The 17429-nt window shown below is 37.3% G+C and carries 9 protein-coding genes; 5 read left to right on the forward strand and 4 right to left on the reverse strand.

Annotated elements, in window-relative coordinates:
• Window positions 1-3: 3 nt before the first annotated feature.
• The gene (locus tag H6G76_RS13870) at window positions 4-660 is read right to left on the reverse strand and encodes a DUF6875 domain-containing protein (protein ID WP_190701220.1); all 657 of its coding nucleotides are present in this window, start codon (window positions 658-660) and stop codon (window positions 4-6) included.
• Between the two features lie 1401 nt (window positions 661-2061).
• Here H6G76_RS13870 and glgP point away from each other — a divergent pair.
• Both glgP and H6G76_RS13880 read left to right on the forward strand, forming a co-directional pair.
• Entirely contained in the window at window positions 2062-4275 is a 2214-nt protein-coding gene (gene glgP / locus H6G76_RS13875; protein WP_190701222.1) for an alpha-glucan family phosphorylase, read from the forward strand.
• 122 nt (window positions 4276-4397) lie between these two features.
• Window positions 4398-5186 carry a Tab2/Atab2 family RNA-binding protein gene (locus tag H6G76_RS13880; protein ID WP_190701226.1) on the forward strand — a complete coding sequence of 263 codons (789 nt, stop codon included), beginning with the start codon at window positions 4398-4400 and terminating at the stop codon, window positions 5184-5186.
• Between the two features lie 514 nt (window positions 5187-5700).
• Here the strand turns inward: H6G76_RS13880 and H6G76_RS13885 are convergent.
• On the reverse strand, window positions 5701-6024 hold the full coding sequence (locus H6G76_RS13885; RefSeq protein ID WP_190701229.1) for a DUF3155 domain-containing protein: 324 nt from the start codon (window positions 6022-6024) through the stop codon (window positions 5701-5703).
• Between the two features lie 283 nt (window positions 6025-6307).
• On the opposite strand from H6G76_RS13885, the gene H6G76_RS13890 reads away from it, so the two are divergent.
• On the forward strand, window positions 6308-7639 hold the full coding sequence (locus H6G76_RS13890) for a GAF domain-containing sensor histidine kinase (protein WP_190701232.1): 1332 nt from the start codon (window positions 6308-6310) through the stop codon (window positions 7637-7639).
• Window positions 7640-7687: 48 nt separating this feature from the next.
• Here the strand turns inward: H6G76_RS13890 and H6G76_RS13895 are convergent, their stop codons facing one another.
• Both H6G76_RS13895 and H6G76_RS13900 read right to left on the reverse strand, forming a co-directional pair.
• Window positions 7688-8929: an S-layer homology domain-containing protein gene (locus tag H6G76_RS13895; protein ID WP_190701235.1), complete on the reverse strand. Its 1242-nt coding sequence runs from the start codon at window positions 8927-8929 to the stop codon at window positions 7688-7690.
• Between the two features lie 334 nt (window positions 8930-9263).
• Window positions 9264-9968, reverse strand: a complete 705-nt coding sequence (locus tag H6G76_RS13900) for a conjugal transfer protein TrbI (protein WP_190701238.1) — start codon at window positions 9966-9968, stop codon at window positions 9264-9266.
• Window positions 9969-10192: 224 nt separating this feature from the next.
• Here H6G76_RS13900 and H6G76_RS13905 point away from each other — a divergent pair, with 224 nt between their 5' ends.
• Window positions 10193-10966: an MlaE family lipid ABC transporter permease subunit gene (locus H6G76_RS13905; protein ID WP_190701241.1), complete on the forward strand. Its 774-nt coding sequence runs from the start codon at window positions 10193-10195 to the stop codon at window positions 10964-10966.
• A gap of 421 nt (window positions 10967-11387) precedes the next feature.
• Entirely contained in the window at window positions 11388-17375 is a 5988-nt protein-coding gene (locus H6G76_RS13910; RefSeq protein WP_190701243.1) for a hybrid sensor histidine kinase/response regulator, read from the forward strand.
• The last annotated feature ends 54 nt before the right edge of the window (window positions 17376-17429 follow it).

Consider the following 17429-nt stretch of genomic DNA (forward strand, 5'->3'; position numbering starts at 1 on the left):
ATTTTAGTTCACACTGGCTTTGGCTAAAGCCAAGGCTTGACTAGCTTTAGAGAAGTTATCTTCATTTCTAAATTGATCTTTAAAGCGTTTCAAATAAGCTTCTAAATATCTCACTCGACAATGTAAATCCTCTGCACTTATCAAAAAAGGCAGGTCAGATTCAACCATAAACCGAATAGCCAGTATTGGAGTTGGGCTACGCAGAGGACGGAAGTTAGGGTTGTGCAATCCTGGAGTTTGATTATGTTTGTGAAATTCGCCTAACATTAGCCCTGACTCAACAAATAAAGGCTTCAGTTGTTTTTGTACATTGTCGATTAATCTTGGTGCATTCTCGTGAGTTACCTCAGGAAAAATGAGAAGTATAGCTTTATAAATTGCTTCTTCTGGCTCTGTTGGCTCTAACTCTAGAAAAGCATTTAAATACTTTAATACTATATTGGCAATTTCTTGAGTATCTAAATTTTTAGAGCGAATAACTTTTAATCTAATACTGTTTAAATTTAATGCTTTAGGCATATATGGGCAAACAGGCCCAATTCTCCCCAAATCAGTATGGGGTTTCGCTAAGGAGCTTCTCAACCAATTCCAAGTTTCAACTAAATAGGGTATATCTTGCTGAATCTGATGAATATCATCAGGTGTATAGAGTTGCGCCATAGCTAAATTATGATAACTAGATGTTCTTTGTTTTGTGATGTTTAAAAGACTAGGTTGATGAAAAAAGAATCTAAAGCGTATATAAAATAGCTTTCGTTTCTTCGCTAATTAATTAACTTATAAGCTGTTTTTTTTGCAAACCTATTAAATCAAATAATTGAAAATTATATTGTTAGTCTACCATCCAAAGATAGAGATTAAATTTTATTTAGGGTTTCACAAAATAATCTATCTCTAAAAACTTTTTTCACGAAAAAATAGTCTAATAACTACAAACAGGCTTCAATATTAAATTTAGCTGGTATTGAGTAAGTTGGTTTTTATATACTTAAGCATTTGCCTAAACATTTATACTCGTCCTATGAATAGTAATTTTAATGACTGTATAATTTTGTTATTTAATAGTTTGCATAATTTCTTGCCAATCACAACATTACATTAAGTTATTTCATAAAATCTTTACGCAAAACCACATCATAGGAATCAATTGTAAAAACAATGTTAAGTAGATATTCGTTCAGGGTAAGTGTAATCACTACCACATCTACAAAATTAGTATCTTACATTAAAAAGGGGTTTTAAAGCATACTTAAGCAGATTAATGTAATATAGATAACTAAAAAAATGCCAGAATTAGAAATTTAGCAAGTTATCAAATAACATTAATGTAAAATGCAAATATTATCACTCTATCATGTCGGATTCAGCCGCAAATATATACAGTTGCTATAAAGTTATCTGCGTGATCATGGTAGATGCAGTTATTACATGGCTATTAAATTCGACAAAAATATGGCAGTTGTAGCTCTGGTTAACTGCTCATAGTTGGTAGATATTTAGCATTTGTGCATCACAAAATTCTCGACTTATGTGAGAAATCGCAGATAGGAGGATCTCAATTTTTACAAATTAATTAAATAGGATGGCTATAAATAGTTTTTTATGAGAAAAATGCTTTTTACTCTACTTTTATCTAATTATTGATTAAAAATTATATAAACTTATGGTTGGACAGTCAAAGCTAAAAGCTGAAATTAATCTCAAATGTAGTAGTTAATAATTACCTAAGTAACTGAAATATGTACATTCTAGAAATTTAGATAATCATTTTTTAGGCAAAATTAACTAATATTTACCTTAACTAAATAAATATTAATATTAGAAGAAGTATTGCAAACAAAAGTCACGCAAATTGATGCAAAAACTTGCATAGTTCCAGACATAATGCTTAGAAGGCAAGCGCAAAAAAAATTCATTTGTGTCAGATTTGATGTCGATAACCTGCTTCGACTTCAGGGGAGGATTTAAAAATAAAGACTCCGGCACAATCAACCTGAAGAGCAATTGCTGGGAAGCAGAGAGTCAGTGAAATAGAAAAATTAAGAGAGAGCTTAAAGTTATATGGCTAACAGCAGTGCAAAGAGCGCATCGCTACGTTTAAGAGAAAAGTTACCTTTTCCGCTCAAGCGTTTAGCAGATTTGGCTTATAACTACTGGTGGAGTTGGACAAGCGATCGCATATCCTTATTTCAAACTATCGATCCTCAAGAATGGGAACGTTGTGGGCATAACCCAGTAGCAATATTAGAGTCAGCCAGTTACGAACGCCTCACCCAATTGGCGGAAGACCCACTATACCTAAAGCAGATTTCGGCCTTAGCACAAGAGTTTGACCAATACATGGCACAAAAAGATACTTGGGTGAGTCGAGTTGCACCGCAAGTGTCTGCTGAACACCCCATCGCTTATTTCTGTGCCGAATTTGGCATCCATGAATCTTTACCCGTTTACTCTGGCGGCTTGGGGATTTTAGCGGGAGATCACCTCAAATCATCATCAGATTTGGGTGTACCAATGGTTGGCGTGGGCTTATTGTATCGCCAAGGTTACTTTCGCCAACGTTTAAATCGTCAAGGTTGGCAAGAAGATTATTACTTAGATAATCCTTTTCACAGAATGCCCTTAGAGTTAATTCAGAACGAACAAGGGCAACCACTTACTATCCAATTAGAAATTCGCCAACGGCAAGTAAAAGTCCAAATTTGGAAAGTGCAAGTTGGGCGAGTAACATTATATTTACTAGATAGCGATCGCGAAGACAATGATCCTATCGACCGTTGGCTGACAGGACACTTGTATGGTGGTAACTTAGAAACCCGCATTGCCCAAGAAGTCGTTTTAGGAATTGGTGGTGTCCGCGCCTTAACAGCCTTGGGAATTAAACCTGCTGTTCATCACCTCAACGAAGGTCATGCTGCGTTCTGTACCCTAGAAATTGCCCGTCAAGAAATCGAACGGACAGGTAAATCCTTCTACGATATTGAAGCCAGCGTGCGGAACAGTTGTGTATTCACCACCCACACCCCCGTTCCCGCAGGTCACGATGTCTTCTCACCTGATTTAATTGACTCTTTCTTTGCCCACTACTGGCCACAATTGCGGTTGTCCCGCGAACAATTTTTAGCCTTAGGGGCGCGGCGACTCGGCGACCCTTGGGAACCCTTTGGCATGACAGTGTTAGCATTGCGGATGTGTCGTGCTTGCAACGGTGTCAGCGAATTGCACGGCAAAGTCTCCCGTAAGATGTGGACTGTTCTTTATCCCCATCGCACAGAAGACAGCGTACCCATTGGTTACATTACTAATGGTGTTCATGCACCAACTTGGACTGCACCTTTAATGGCTGATTTGTATAACCAGTATTTAGGCGAAGACTGGAAAACTCATGCAGTTGACCCGCAGATGTGGGCTAAAGTTGACGACATTCCCAACGAAGAATTATGGGCAAGACATCAAATCCTCAAAGAAAGATTGATTGCCTACACTCGCTATAAAATTAAAAAATCACGAGAACATCGGGGTGAAGATCATCAACACATTCACGCTGTTGATAGCTTGCTTGACCCGAATGTACTCACAATTGGATTTGCCCGACGCTTCAGCCCTTACAAACGCGGTGATCTGATTTTACGGGATGCGGAACGAGCATTGAAGATTTTTGGCAATCCTCAGCGACCAGTCCAAATTGTGTTTGCGGGTAAAGCACACCCAGCCGATGAAGAAGGTAAACGCATTATCCAGCGTTTGATGGAGTGGTGTCACAATTCCGGCATTGTTAACCGCGTGGCTTTTATTGAAGATTACGACATCTACACCGGACAAAAACTCGTGCAAGGCGTGGATGTTTGGTTAAATAATCCTCGTCGTCCCTTAGAAGCATCTGGTACAAGTGGGCAGAAAGTATGCTTTAATGGCGGAATTAATTGCAGCGTTTTAGATGGTTGGTGGTGTGAAGGCTACCAAGCTGATGCAGATGGCAAAGGCACTAATGGTTGGGCAATTGGTGAAGATGCTCACACAAGCGATCAAGAATTGCAAGACGGCATAGATTCTCAATCACTGTATCATTTGTTAGAGTCAGAAATTGTGCCTCTGTACTATGACCAAGATGAGCAAGGTATTCCTCACCGTTGGTTACAGATGATGAAAGCATCAATTAAGACCAATGCACCATTGTTCAATACTGACAGAATGATTGCTGATTACGTTTCACAGGTGTATGTCCCAGAAATTGCTGCCCGTGTTGAACCAATTTTGGCTAAGATTCTGCTTTAAAGTGTTTAAAGAATTGTAATTTTCCTGGTTCAATAGAGGGGTAGGTTAACCTACCCCTTTTTTTTATCAGAACGCATATAAACGCAGATAATTTCATCTATATGCATCTACGATTTTAGATTATGAAAATTTGGCAAGCTGACTTTTATCGTAGCCCACAACAAGATGGCACTGGACAAGTGTTGTGGGAGTTGCTGATTTGTGATGCAAATCGCAGCTTTGAGTATGCAGCTACTTGTCCCCAGTCTGCTGCAAATTCTAGCTGGGTGGAAACTCAAATCCAAAAAGCAGCCGGTGAAGAATTACCAAATGTAATTCAAGTGTTTCGACCGCAGTCTTTGAGTTTAATTGAAAAAGCTGGGCGCAGTTTGGGTATTTTGGTGGAACCTACCCGCAGGACTGTGGCATTAAAACAATGGTTGCAAGAAAAGCAATCTTCTTTCACTGTAGAGCAACCTGCACCTGTACCGTTACCGGAAGACTTGTGGGGTGAACAGTGGCGGTTTGCAACTTTAGCAGCTGGCGATTTAGAAACCGAATTTAGCGATCGCCCCATTCCCATATTATCTATGCCAGAATTTCTTAAACCCCTCAATCTGGGTTTAGCCTCTACAACTCCTGTTCCTGGCGTAGTTATTTATGGTGGCAGGCAATCAATGCGTTTGGCAAGATGGGTAGCCGCAGCACACCCAGTAGCCTTAAATTACATTGCTGGTGCGCCCGATGGTTTAATTTTAGAAGCTGGTTTAATAGATAGGTGGGTTTTAGCAACCTTTGAAGATGTTGAAGTCGCCGCCGCCGCCAAAGTTTATGAACAACGTAAACAGCCAAGTCAAGGGCTACACTTTTTGCTAGTCCAACCGGACGATTCCGGAATGACTTACACTGGCTTTTGGCTGTTGCAAGCCTAAAAAATTTCTCTGTTATGTCAACGTAATTTTGATATAAACTAAGGCTTGTCTGTTTCGATAAATAACAATTCTTTGATGGTAGAAGCTCCTCGATAAATCTAGGGAGTCAAGCCAAAATCTCAAACCCAAAATTCAAAATTGACTGAGATAGACAATAGGGAGTAGGAAAAAGACGACGATTTTGATGTAAATCTTTCCCGTCGCGTAATAGCTGAGGGAAAAAAATTATGTTGTAAAATAGCCTGCCAAAGGAAAGCGCAACTCAACTCTCGCTTTTGGATGCTTTATGCCGCTTCTCCTAACTCCCTTATTTGTGATGAGATGATTATCCAACTTCTTACACAAACCAAATTGGCTTGCTAATAGTTGTTTTTCAACTGCCTGGACTAAATTGACTGGCAAATTCAACCCAAATTTAAAAAAAATCGAAAATTTTGCATAAACTGAGCAACTTTGCCAGTTAAATGAATATTCAGAACAAATTCAACACGTTAGTTAGATTACTACTTATGTTTCAGCGTGCAGCTACAGCAACAGCTACAGGTTCTGAACCTGCCGGAGACTCTAATGTCCGCAGGCTAGGAAACAAGAAGTGGTTTTCTTCAACGTATTGTGCGCCAAACAAACCCTTTTCTGCCCAGAAATATCGGTCTGTGGTGTGTTCATTGCGCTTAACGAGTAGCAAAGCGGGTGGCAAGATCCCTTCAGCTTGAATAAATTTTCTTGCTGCTGTCACAGGTTTTTCTTCGCCGCTTTCGATGCTGTATTGAGGTACATGCTCCAGAATCCGCCGTCCTTCTTGGCGACGACGACTTTTCCTTTTCCGTCTTCTTGCCAACCTAGTTTCCTCCTCTTTCAAGCTATTAGATTGTAGTGATAGCTACAAAATCCGTCGTCATTATAAAAGTTTTAGTTTTAAAAAGCAAGAGTTTTTAAAGTTTAGATACAACAAAAGAAATTTTTTTGAAGACAAATAAATATCAAAACTAGAAAATACATAAATTCTTCATTTACAAGCATTACTGAGAAGATTTAGTTAAGCTTGATTAAATAGAGAGGGAAACCCAAATGAATTCTGGGAAATTCCCTCCCAGCCTGTGATCCTGAACAAGAACTGAAAAATGTTAATGTCTGCTAGTTCAGATTTTGTTGCTTTATGCCGAGAGCAAATAGCACTATTAGCCCAAGGGTTAGGAGCCTCTTTAAGTGTAGTTTATTTAACTCAAGAATTGGTGGAAGCACCAACAGGTGAAGCTAAGTTGATTCCAGTGGTGGTGTATCCTGAGACAGCAGGATTACCGCCAGGAGAAGCGGATACTGAGGTAAAAACACGTAAGCAATTGCAAATTAGCAATGTTTTGTTATTACCCAAGCAACAAAAAAAATTACTCACAGCAGCTACGGAATCTACTGTTTCATCATCAGATGCCAAAGATTTCCCAGAAGATTATTTCCTCAGTGGACACCAAATAGTTTTACCCTTAGTTCATGAGGGTGTGATGATGGGATTATTGGTGGCTTGCAGAGAAGACAGGGATTGGAACCAACAAGAACAAACTACAATTGAAAAGATAGTTCAGACTTTAGCGATCGCTTGCGTTTTAGATCAGCGTCGTGCTTGGTTACAGCATCAGCTACATCAACAACAAATCCTGCAAGAACAGCAGCAAGATTTATTAGATAACTTATTACATCAATTTCGCAATCCTTTAACGGCATTGCGTACGTTTGGTAAATTGCTATTGAAAAGACTACGCCCAGGCGACCTTAACCGAGACGTGGGTGCGAATATCGTTCGAGAAAGCGATCGCCTGCAAGAATTACTGCAACAATTTGAGCAAGTTATTGACTGGTCACAGTTAGATGTCGAACCGCTAGCTTTACGCGCAAGCGAAGACTTTGTAGAAGCAACTGTCCAAAAAGAACCTAAGCCAATTCTCTTATTGCCAGGGACGGGAGAGAAAGAGACTGATTGCTCTTTAGCTGATTTATTAGCACCATTATTAATTACCGCGAAAGCGATCGCTCAAGAACGAAATCTGAAATTAAAAACGGAAATTCCCAAAAATTTACCTTTAGTTAGGGTAAATATCAAAGCTTTACAAGAAGTATTGAGTAATATCATTGATAATGCTTTGAAATACACACCCACAGGCGGCAAGATTTTGCTCCAAGTAGGGCAGCAAAAAGCAAATTTTTTAGGCATTGCTATTAGCGATACTGGCCCTGGAATTCCGCAAGAAGATATCAAACATTTGGGAGAAAGACATTACAGGGGTGTACAAGCCCAAACAGAAATTCCCGGTTCAGGATTAGGAATTGCGATCGCCAAACAATTAATCGAGCAAATGCACGGGGAAATTGAAGTACTCAGCCCAGCAATTACCAACGCGATCGCATCCCCTAATGCACCAGGAACGACGTTTATTATTTGGTTGCCAATTAGTCAATAGTCAAGAGTCAAAAGCAAATTGTCTTGACTCTTGACCCTGGACTAACAACTATCTGAGAGAGACTAACAAGTTTTGATTGACAGTCATTTGCAAATCGGTGTTTGGGTCAATAGCGATTAAATCAACACTATTGCGTCCGAAGAATAAACCAATTAAGCCACCGATGGCAGCACCGCCCAGCACTTCTTCAGTGGCGATCGCGCGATCGCCTGTCACCGCAGATACTGCCGCCGCCGCGCCAGCACCCAATGCCGTATTTGTGATAATTGAACCCGTACTAGTACCTTTATTGACTGTTTGAGTTTTGGTAATTACATTAGAAGTCGCTGCAATATCGTACTCTTGACCAGAAGTTAAAACCAATTTTTGAGCAACGAATTGTGAACCACCTTTTGCAGGTTTGAGTTGTCCCACAACTTGACTACCAGCCGGAATCACTACAGTACCATCTTGGGTAACTACGTTTTGGTCAACAGTCAGCGTTAGAGGTGCAGTTTCATCCTTGGTCACGAGAATTTTTTTAGCCTGGTCATACTTCACAGGAATAACAGCCCCTTGGGGAATCGTTACCGATACAGGTGTTTGTGTTGTAGGTTGAGCAGCAACGATATAAGGTGAGTTAATCGCTGAAGCTTGATTAGAACTCACTAATGCTTGGTAGATAAAAGCAGCTACCTGCGCCCTTGTTGCAGTTGCTGTGGGATTGAGGAACTTAACATTAGGATAGTTCACCACAATTTGCTTTTCTGTCGCCGCCGCGATCGGACTACGGGCATAGCTAGCAATACTAGAAGCATCGTTGAAGTATTGCAGAGTGCTTTCAACATTGCTATTAGCAGTATATTCCAGACCGTTAGCAAGGGAAACCAAAACCTGCTGACGGGGAATAGCTTGGTTAGGCTCAAAACGATTTCCGGGATACCCAGAAAGGAAGCCAATAGTATAAGCTTGCTGAATAGCTCCAGATGCCCAGTAATTGCTAGGTACATCTACAAAACCGATAGACTGACGTTGCGCTGGTTTTTGGAAAGCTTTATTAACCATCGCTGCAAATTGAGCGCGTGTCACCGCTTCTTCTGGACGGAAACTGCCATCAGGAAACCCAGCAATTACCCCCCGTTGTGATAATTCTTGAATAAACTGTGCTGCCCAATAATTAGAAGAAACATCAGTAAAAGTAGTTTGAGCAAAAGAAGGTGTAGCTGCCATAAAAGGTGCGACAGTGCCAGCAGTGATGCTCAAAGCCATGAATGCAGCAGTTCCAGATTGCCAACGATTTAAAGTAAACATTAATTTTATGCCTCTACATTTATTCATTTTTCTGTTAATTACTTAGACAAAGAAGAGAGTAAAAAGTTTCTCATATACTCTATATTTTTGCTTTTTTTCTACAGGTATTTATTACAAAAATAAGTAATAGGCAATAGTTAAATAACTATCACCTATTTCCAAGGATTTATTATCTTCAGCCTTAAAATCTATGAGTCTTTGTCTGAATATTTAGACGATATCAAGATAAAATAGTTGCAGTAAAATTAATTTTTTTATTTATAAAAATGAAGCGATCGCCTACTATAATTAGCAGCGATCGCTGATGTATTTAAATTCACGACTGAAATTTAAGTTAAAAAGTATTGTTGCGAGTTATGACTAAATTACTTGTCAGCGTGATATCTAAATCCTCTTCTGGTCTCAGAACAAAAACATCAGCTTGTTTTTTCCGCAGCAACACACTGGCTAAAGCACCCGCAGCACCACCCGCAAGCGGTTCCAAAACTTCTATTCTCTTGTTACCTGTAAGGAGTGAAATCACACTAGCAGCACCAGCACCAATAGCTGCATCTGTTAAAATATTGCCAGTGTCAGCACCTTTACTAATTCTTTCAGTTTCGGTGATTGTTTTAGAACGAGCATTAATTGGTAGTCTGCGACCAGAGGGAAAGACTAATTCGGACGCGACAAACCTAACGCCTCTTGTATTTTGATTATTTCTGTTGTTAGGGTAATCTCTGCCGTACAAATCAACAGGTTCTAGTCTACCAATAACTTCAGTCTGAGCCGGAATTAAGACGTTTCTATTCCTATCAATAATATCGTTAGCTATTTTCAGTTTGAGGGACATACTTTCCCCAGGAGTAACTACGACTTTCTCTTTTTCGTAAGTTACAGGTAAGGTTACATTAGCAGGAATAGTAGTTGAGCGTGATTGCCCAACATTATATTGTGCCTGAGCAGGAGCTAAAGCAATCATTGGAGCGATCGCACCTGTAGTAAGTGCCATTGCCATGAATGCAGCTGTTCCAGTTTTAATGCGATAAAGGTGTGCCATAACAAAATTAAGTTTATTTCTATGCCATGTGTAATGACGAGGTGTTACGCAGATTGTTTCTCACTAGTTTTGGAACTATCTAAAGGCATATCCTCCTGGTTAGACCTCTTTACTAAATTTCTCATAAAAGTTGATAAAAAAGGATTACTGATTTTTTATATATTAAAAAACATTTAACACCCAGATAATAGTTATCATAAAACTCAGTTTTAAAAGGTATAAAATTGCAGCCAAAAAGAAAATTAGATAACTTATGGATTGTACGCTGTTTTTTGTCAGTGTTACTCGTTGGGCAAGTCTTACTACGGTTACTGCAAGGAAAAACTTACTATCGTAAAATTTTGGGACATATGGAGACGGCTGGCCCAGATTCTATTTTTCCGGTATTGCTTGTTAGTCTATTTGCCGGGATGATTTTTACTATTCAAACAGCTAGAGAATTAGTAAAATTTGGAGCTGTAAATACTGTCGGTGGTGCTTTTGCTTTGGCTTTCTGCCGAGAGTTAGCTCCGATTTTAACTGCTAGTATTATCGCTGGACAAGTCGGCTCTGCTTTTGCAGCAGAAATAGGTGCTATGCGAGTTACAGAACAAATTGATGCACTTTATATGCTGAAAACTGACCCGGTTGATTATCTCATACTTCCCAGGGTTATTGCTTGTTGTATTATGATGCCCATCATGATAATTTTCGCTTTAATTACTGGCATTACAGGTGGCATTTTGGTGGCGTTTCAACTTTACAATGTCGAGCCAGAAGTATTTTTAGAATCAGTAAAAGGTTTTTTAAAACCATCTGATTTATATATTATTTTACTAAAAGGTTTAATTTTTGGAGCCATTGTGTCTATTAATGGTTGTAGTTGGGGCTTAACCACCCACGGAGGAGCAAAAGAAGTAGGAAAATCAGCTACAACTGCTGTTGTCACTACTTGGGTAGCAATTTTTATGATGGATTTGATTCTCGCTCTAACTTTGTTTGAAGAGTCACCTTTTTGAAGAAGATAAGAACTATCAAAATCCGATTTAACTAATGAAAATACTTGTGTAGTCAGCGAAGTTCAGCACCAGCGCAATATAAAGATAATAAGCTATCGATTTTTTTGCTCTTATTTAGGGTTGGTATATTACTACAACTTAAGTAAAGTTAACTTATTTTATTAAATTTTAACTTACATAAATCAGTATCTAGAAAAAATAAATGTAAACAATTAATGATACTCCTGAACTTTGCCAAGAGTAGCTTTTAGCATTAATTAGGAAGCTATCAGCTTAGTATCTAAGTAACTTTCATAAATATAAATTAAATATAGGGCTAATATTTGATTTGTGAAAAAATCAGTACATTATTACCTGCCTTCTTTGCTATTGCCTCTTGCCTGACTACACAAGTATATTCAGTTATTCAACGGATTCCTATATGAATATTAATATTGCAGGTTACAAACTCATCGAAGTCCTCTATGACGGTGCTACTACCTGTGTGTATCGTGCCTTAAGAGACTCAGATAAAACCTCAGTAATTATTAAAGCTCTGAAATCTGAGTACCCAACTATAGAACAAGTATTTAAATTACGACATGAATATACAATACTACAAAATTTAGACATAGAAGGGATTGTGAAACCCCTGTCTTTGGATAATTACCAAAATGGTCTAGCGTTAATTTCGTCAGACTTTAAAGGAGAAACTCTTAAGAATTTTCTTAGTAGTAAAAATTTAACAACTAACATTTTTCTACATATTGCTATTCAATTAGCTTCTATCCTTGCTCAGTTACATCAAGCTAATATTATTCACAAAGATATTAAACCTCAAAATATTTTAATTAATCCTACAATATTTAAAGTAAAAATTATTGATTTTAGTATTTCATCATGTCTAGCTCAAGAAAACCCAACTCCTAGTAATCCCAATTTATTAGAAGGTACCCTCGCCTATATGTCTCCAGAACAAACAGGGAGGATGAACCGCTCAATTGATTACCGGACTGATTTGTACTCTTTAGGTATTACTTTTTATGAAATCTTAACAGGGCAACTACCCTTTCAATCCACTGATTTCTTAGAATTAGTTCATTGCCATATTGCTAAAACACCAGCATCACCTAAAGAAATTAATGCCAACATTCCTTCAGTAGTTTCTGAGATTATCATGAAATTATTAGCCAAAACTGCTGAAGATAGATATCAAAATGCTTTAGGACTTAAAGCAGACTTAGAAGAATGCTTACAGCAAATACAAGCAACTGGAAAAATCGAAAACTTTAGCGTCGGTCAGCTTGATTTATATAGTCAATTTATCATTCCCCAAAAACTTTATGGCCGCCAACAAGAAGTTTTTACTTTAATAGAGACATTTGAGAGAGTTAGTCTTGGTAAAACCGAGATGATGTTAGTTAGTGGATATTCTGGTATAGGTAAATCATCCTTAGTAAATGAGCTTCATAAATCTATAGTTCGCCAACGAAGTTATTTTATTTCAGGTAAATTTGATCAATTTAAACGAAATATTCCTTATGCTTCATTAATTCAAGCCTTTCAAGAATTGATTCGACAGTTATTAACAGAAACTAGTGAACAAATAGCCGTTTGGCAAGCAAAAATTTTAGACGCTCTAGGTTCTAATGCTCAAGTTATTATTGATGTAATTCCCGAAGTCGAACAGATTATTGGGAAACAACCAGATGTTCCTCAATTAGGCCCTACTGAATCACAAAACCGATTTAATCGCCTATTTCAAAAATTTATTCATGTATTTGCCCAAAGAGAACATCCGTTAGTAGTTTTTTTGGATGACTTACAATGGGCAGATTTAGCTTCATTAAAGTTGATTCAGTTGCTTGTGTGTGAGCCAGATATTCAATATTTATTATTGATAGGAGCCTATCGAGATAATGAAGTCGATGCAACTCATCCTTTAATGCTGACTTTAAAAGAAATTACAATATCTCGTGCAATTGTCAATAATCTTGTTCTCAAACCTTTGCAGATTTCCCACGTTGTAGAGTTAATCAGTGATACTTTACGTGTTCAACCTGCACAATTACAGCCACTAGCTGATTTGTTATTTTATAAAACGCAAGGAAATCCCTTTTTCTTAACTCAAATTCTGAAATCGCTTTATCAAGAAAACTTACTATTTTTCAATTTTAATACCCGTGACTGGCAGTGGGATATTGAATTAATTAAACAAATTGATATTAGTGATAATGTGGTGGATTTGATGGTCAATCAAATTCAAAAACTATTACCACAAACGCAAAATATATTAAAATTGGCTGCTTGTATTGGCGACAAATTTACTCTAGAAGTCTTAAGTACTGTTAATGAAAAAACCTTGGCAGAAACAGCAGCAGATTTGTGGGAGTCTCTACAAGTAGGTTTAGTAATACCTTTGAGTAATGCTTATAAAATACCTTTGGTATTTAATTATGATTTAGCAATTTCTAACTCCAAAATTACTTATAAATTTTTGCATGACCGGGTTCAGCAAGCTGCTTACAAACTTATTCCAGATATACAAAAAAAGCAGACTCACTTTAAAATTGGCAATTTATTACTCAACAATACCTCAGCAGCCCAACTTGAAGAAAATATCTTTGAGATTGTTAACCAACTAGATATTGGTGCGGAAATGATTACACAGCAATCTCAAAAATACGAGTTAGCAAGGCTCAACTTGATTGCAGGGAATAAAGCTAGACTATCAAATGCCTATGAAACTGCTCAGAGATATTTAAATATAGCAATTGAACTTCTAGCGGCAGATAGTTGGGATGTTGAATATAACTTAACATTAGATATTTATGATGCTACCATTGAAGCCGAATATCTTAATGCTAATTATCAGCAAGCTACAAACTTAATTAATATTACCTTAGCCAAAGCTAAAACAACTTTAGATAAAGTTAGAGTTTATAAAAGAGCAATTAATTTTTATATTGTTACAGCAGATTTACCAACAGCAATTGATATAGCATTGCAAACCCTGGAATTATTAGGAGTTCCGATACCAACAGATAGCGAAAGCATCAATATATATTGTGAGCAATTACATCGGGAATTAAAATTTGGACAAAATCAAATTGCTCAACTCGCAAATTTACCATTGATTAGCGACCCTGATAAACAAGCGGCAATAGAAGTATTAAATACTATGCCAGGGCCAGTGTATATTGTCAGACCACAACTGGTAATGCCGATGATGTCAACAATGGTTAGCTTATCAGTAAAGTATGGCAATTGTGCAGCCTCAGCATTTGGCTACTGTATGTATGGTCTGTTAGTTTCTGGCGTGTTTGAAGATAATGAATCAGCTTATGAATTTGGTCAATTAGCCTTGCGAGTAGCAGATAAATTTAATGATAAAGTCATCAAAACTTGTGCCATTAAAGTATATGGTAGTCATCTGCAATTCTGTAAAGAACATTTGCGCGAAGCTATAGCTAGTTTAAGATTAGCTAGCGAATTGTCTTTAGAAACTGGCAATATTGAGTTTTTAGGATACGGTAGTTCTGAGTATGGGATCTACTTATTTTTTAGTGGAGAAAATCTAGAAACAGTAGATAAAAAAGTTGCACCTTATGTTGACCTAGTTGATCAATTTAAACAAGATTTAGGCATTAATTACATTAGATTAGCTAGACAAGTGACGCTTAATTTGCTTGGGCGGGCTACTGATAGACTCAACTTAACAGGTGAAAGTTTCTCTGAAGATACTAACTGGCCAGTTGTTATGGCAGCTAATTGGCAAGTAGTAATATGTTGCTTTCATTTATTTAAATCAATCCTGGCTTATTTATTTAAAGATTATCAGTTAGCTTTTAAACAAGCAAACTTAGCCCAAGCAAATATTCAAGGTGTAGTTGGAATGCTGATGGATTATGAATTAAAGTTTTATCATTCTTTAATACTGTTTGCTTATTACCACCAGCTTGATGATAGTGAAAAAGAAAAGTGTATACAACAAGTAGAAACTAATCAGAAAAGTTTGGGGTTAAAAGCCTTTCATGCAGCTTGTAATTTTGAGCATAAATATAATTTAGTAGAAGCGGAAAAAGCTAGGATAATAGGGCAACCATTACTAGCAATGGAATATTACGATCGCGCTATAGCAGGAGCCAAAGAACAGGGATATATTCAAGAAGAAGCACTGGGCGCAGAACTAGCAGCAGAATTTTATTTCTCGCGGGGTAGAGAAAACGTTGCCAAAGATTATTTAACCCAATCTTACTATGCCTATATTCAGTGGGGAGCAACTGCCAAAGTCAGAGATTTAGAAGCAAGATATCCTCATATTTTCTCGCTCATATCTCGAACCGAAACTCATCATGTTCAGAAAAATCAAACCATCAGCGTTACAACTACTGGTACTTCTGAATCTCTGGATATAGACACAGTTATGAAAGCGGCGCAAGTTCTCTCTGGAGAAATTGTCTTGGATAAGTTGTTGTCCAAATTGATGCAAATTGTGCTAGAAAATGCTGGAGCCGAAACAGGATTTTTGATTTTAAATAATTCAGGTAATTTAGTTATCAAAGCCACAGGAAGTATAACCACAGATAAAATAGATTTGGAGCCAGCCCCGCCGATTGCATCTAACCAGCAGCTACCATTATCATTAATTAACTATGTAGCTCATACTTGTGAAAGTATTGTATTAAACGATGCTAAAAATCGTAGTATGTTTTCTACAGACAACTATATAATTAATCACCAACCAAAATCTATTTTATGTACTCCAATTATTCATCAAAGTAAACTCATCGGTATCCTTTATTTAGAAAATAATCTTACTACTAAAGCATTTACACCAGAGCGTTTAGAAGTTTTACAACTTTTATCATCGCAAGCAGCAATTTCAATTGAAAATGCGCGTCTTTACAATGATTTAGAAGCATATAATCAGACGCTGGAAGTCAGAGTAGAAGAAAGAACTCTGGAATTACAAGCAAAGAATTTGCAACTCCAACAGGAAATTACAGAGCGCCAAAAAGCAGAAGAAGCCGCCGCCGCCGCCAACCGTGCTAAAAGCGAGTTTCTTGCCAGTATGAGCCATGAACTCCGCACCCCTCTAAATGGGATTTTAGGCTATGCTCAAATTTTGAAGAAACATCAAAATCTCACAACTCCGCAAAAAAATGGTATCAACATCATTCATCAATGTGGAGAACATTTACTAACGCTAATCAACGATATTTTAGACATTTCTAAAATTGAAGCTCGGAAAATGGAACTTTATCCTACAGAATTTTATTTTCTGGGTTTTCTCGAAAATATTGTGCAAATCTGTCGTATTCGTGCTGAACAAAAAGGAATTATTTTAAATTATCAGCCACTTTCACCTCTGCCTAAAATTATAAAAGCTGATGAAAAACGTTTACGTCAGATTTTAATTAATCTACTCAGCAATGCTGTCAAATTTACAGAAAAAGGTACTATCAATTTTTATGTAGGGTATCATGAGGGCAAATTACGTTTTCAAGTAGAAGATACTGGAATTGGAATTGCCCAAGACCAATTAGAAGAAATATTTTTGCCTTTTAAGCAGGTAGGAGAAGATAGCCGCAAGACTGAAGGTACAGGATTAGGACTAGCAATTAGCCGTCAATTGGTTGAGATGATGGGTAGTGAAATTAAGGTAAAAAGTACTTTAGGTAAAGGCAGTATTTTTTGGTTAGATTTAGATGTAACTGAAGTTTTATCGACAATCAATAAATTTGATGAGCGTAACATTATTGGGTTTGTTGGTGAGCGCAAGAAAGTTTTAGTTGTAGATGATAAATGGGAAAATCGTTCTGTTTTAGTAAATTTACTAGAACCTTTAGGTTTTGAAGTTATCGAAGCAATAGATGGCTTAGACTGTCTTAATAAAGCATCAGAGTTTAAGCCAGATGTAATTTTTATGGATTTGGTAATGACGAATATGGATGGCTTTGAAGCCACGCGCCGCCTGAGAATGTTACCAGAATTTCAGGAAGTAGTAATAATTGCCATATCAGCCAGCGTTTTTGATTTTGATAAAAAGCAGAGTCGAGGAGTAGGCTGTGATGATTTTCTTCCCAAACCATACCGATTTATGGAACTTCTAGAAAAATTAAGAGTCTACTTGGGCTTGCAATGGATTTATGAAGAGATAGAAAATGAGCCAAAAGACTTAGAAAATGTTAAATTACAATCAAAAACTCAAGCTCAAGATTTGATACCTCCAGCAGCAGAAGAAATTTCAATTTTGCTCGATTTGGCAATGAGGGGTAATTTAAGAGCAATTACACAGAGAATGGCACAATTAGAGGAGTTAGATGAAAAATTTTTGCCGTTTGCCACTTATTTACGTCAGATGGCCAAAGAGTTTAAAGGCAAACAAATCGTAGATTTTATTAAAAAATATTCACAGTCTACATGACGTGAATTAGTAGTTAAGTGTGTAAATTATTATCATTTATGACCTCTGCCTAAT

It is taken from the genome of Nostoc sp. FACHB-152 (assembly GCF_014697475.1).
Classification (GTDB): Bacteria; Cyanobacteriota; Cyanobacteriia; order Cyanobacteriales; family Nostocaceae; genus Nostoc_B.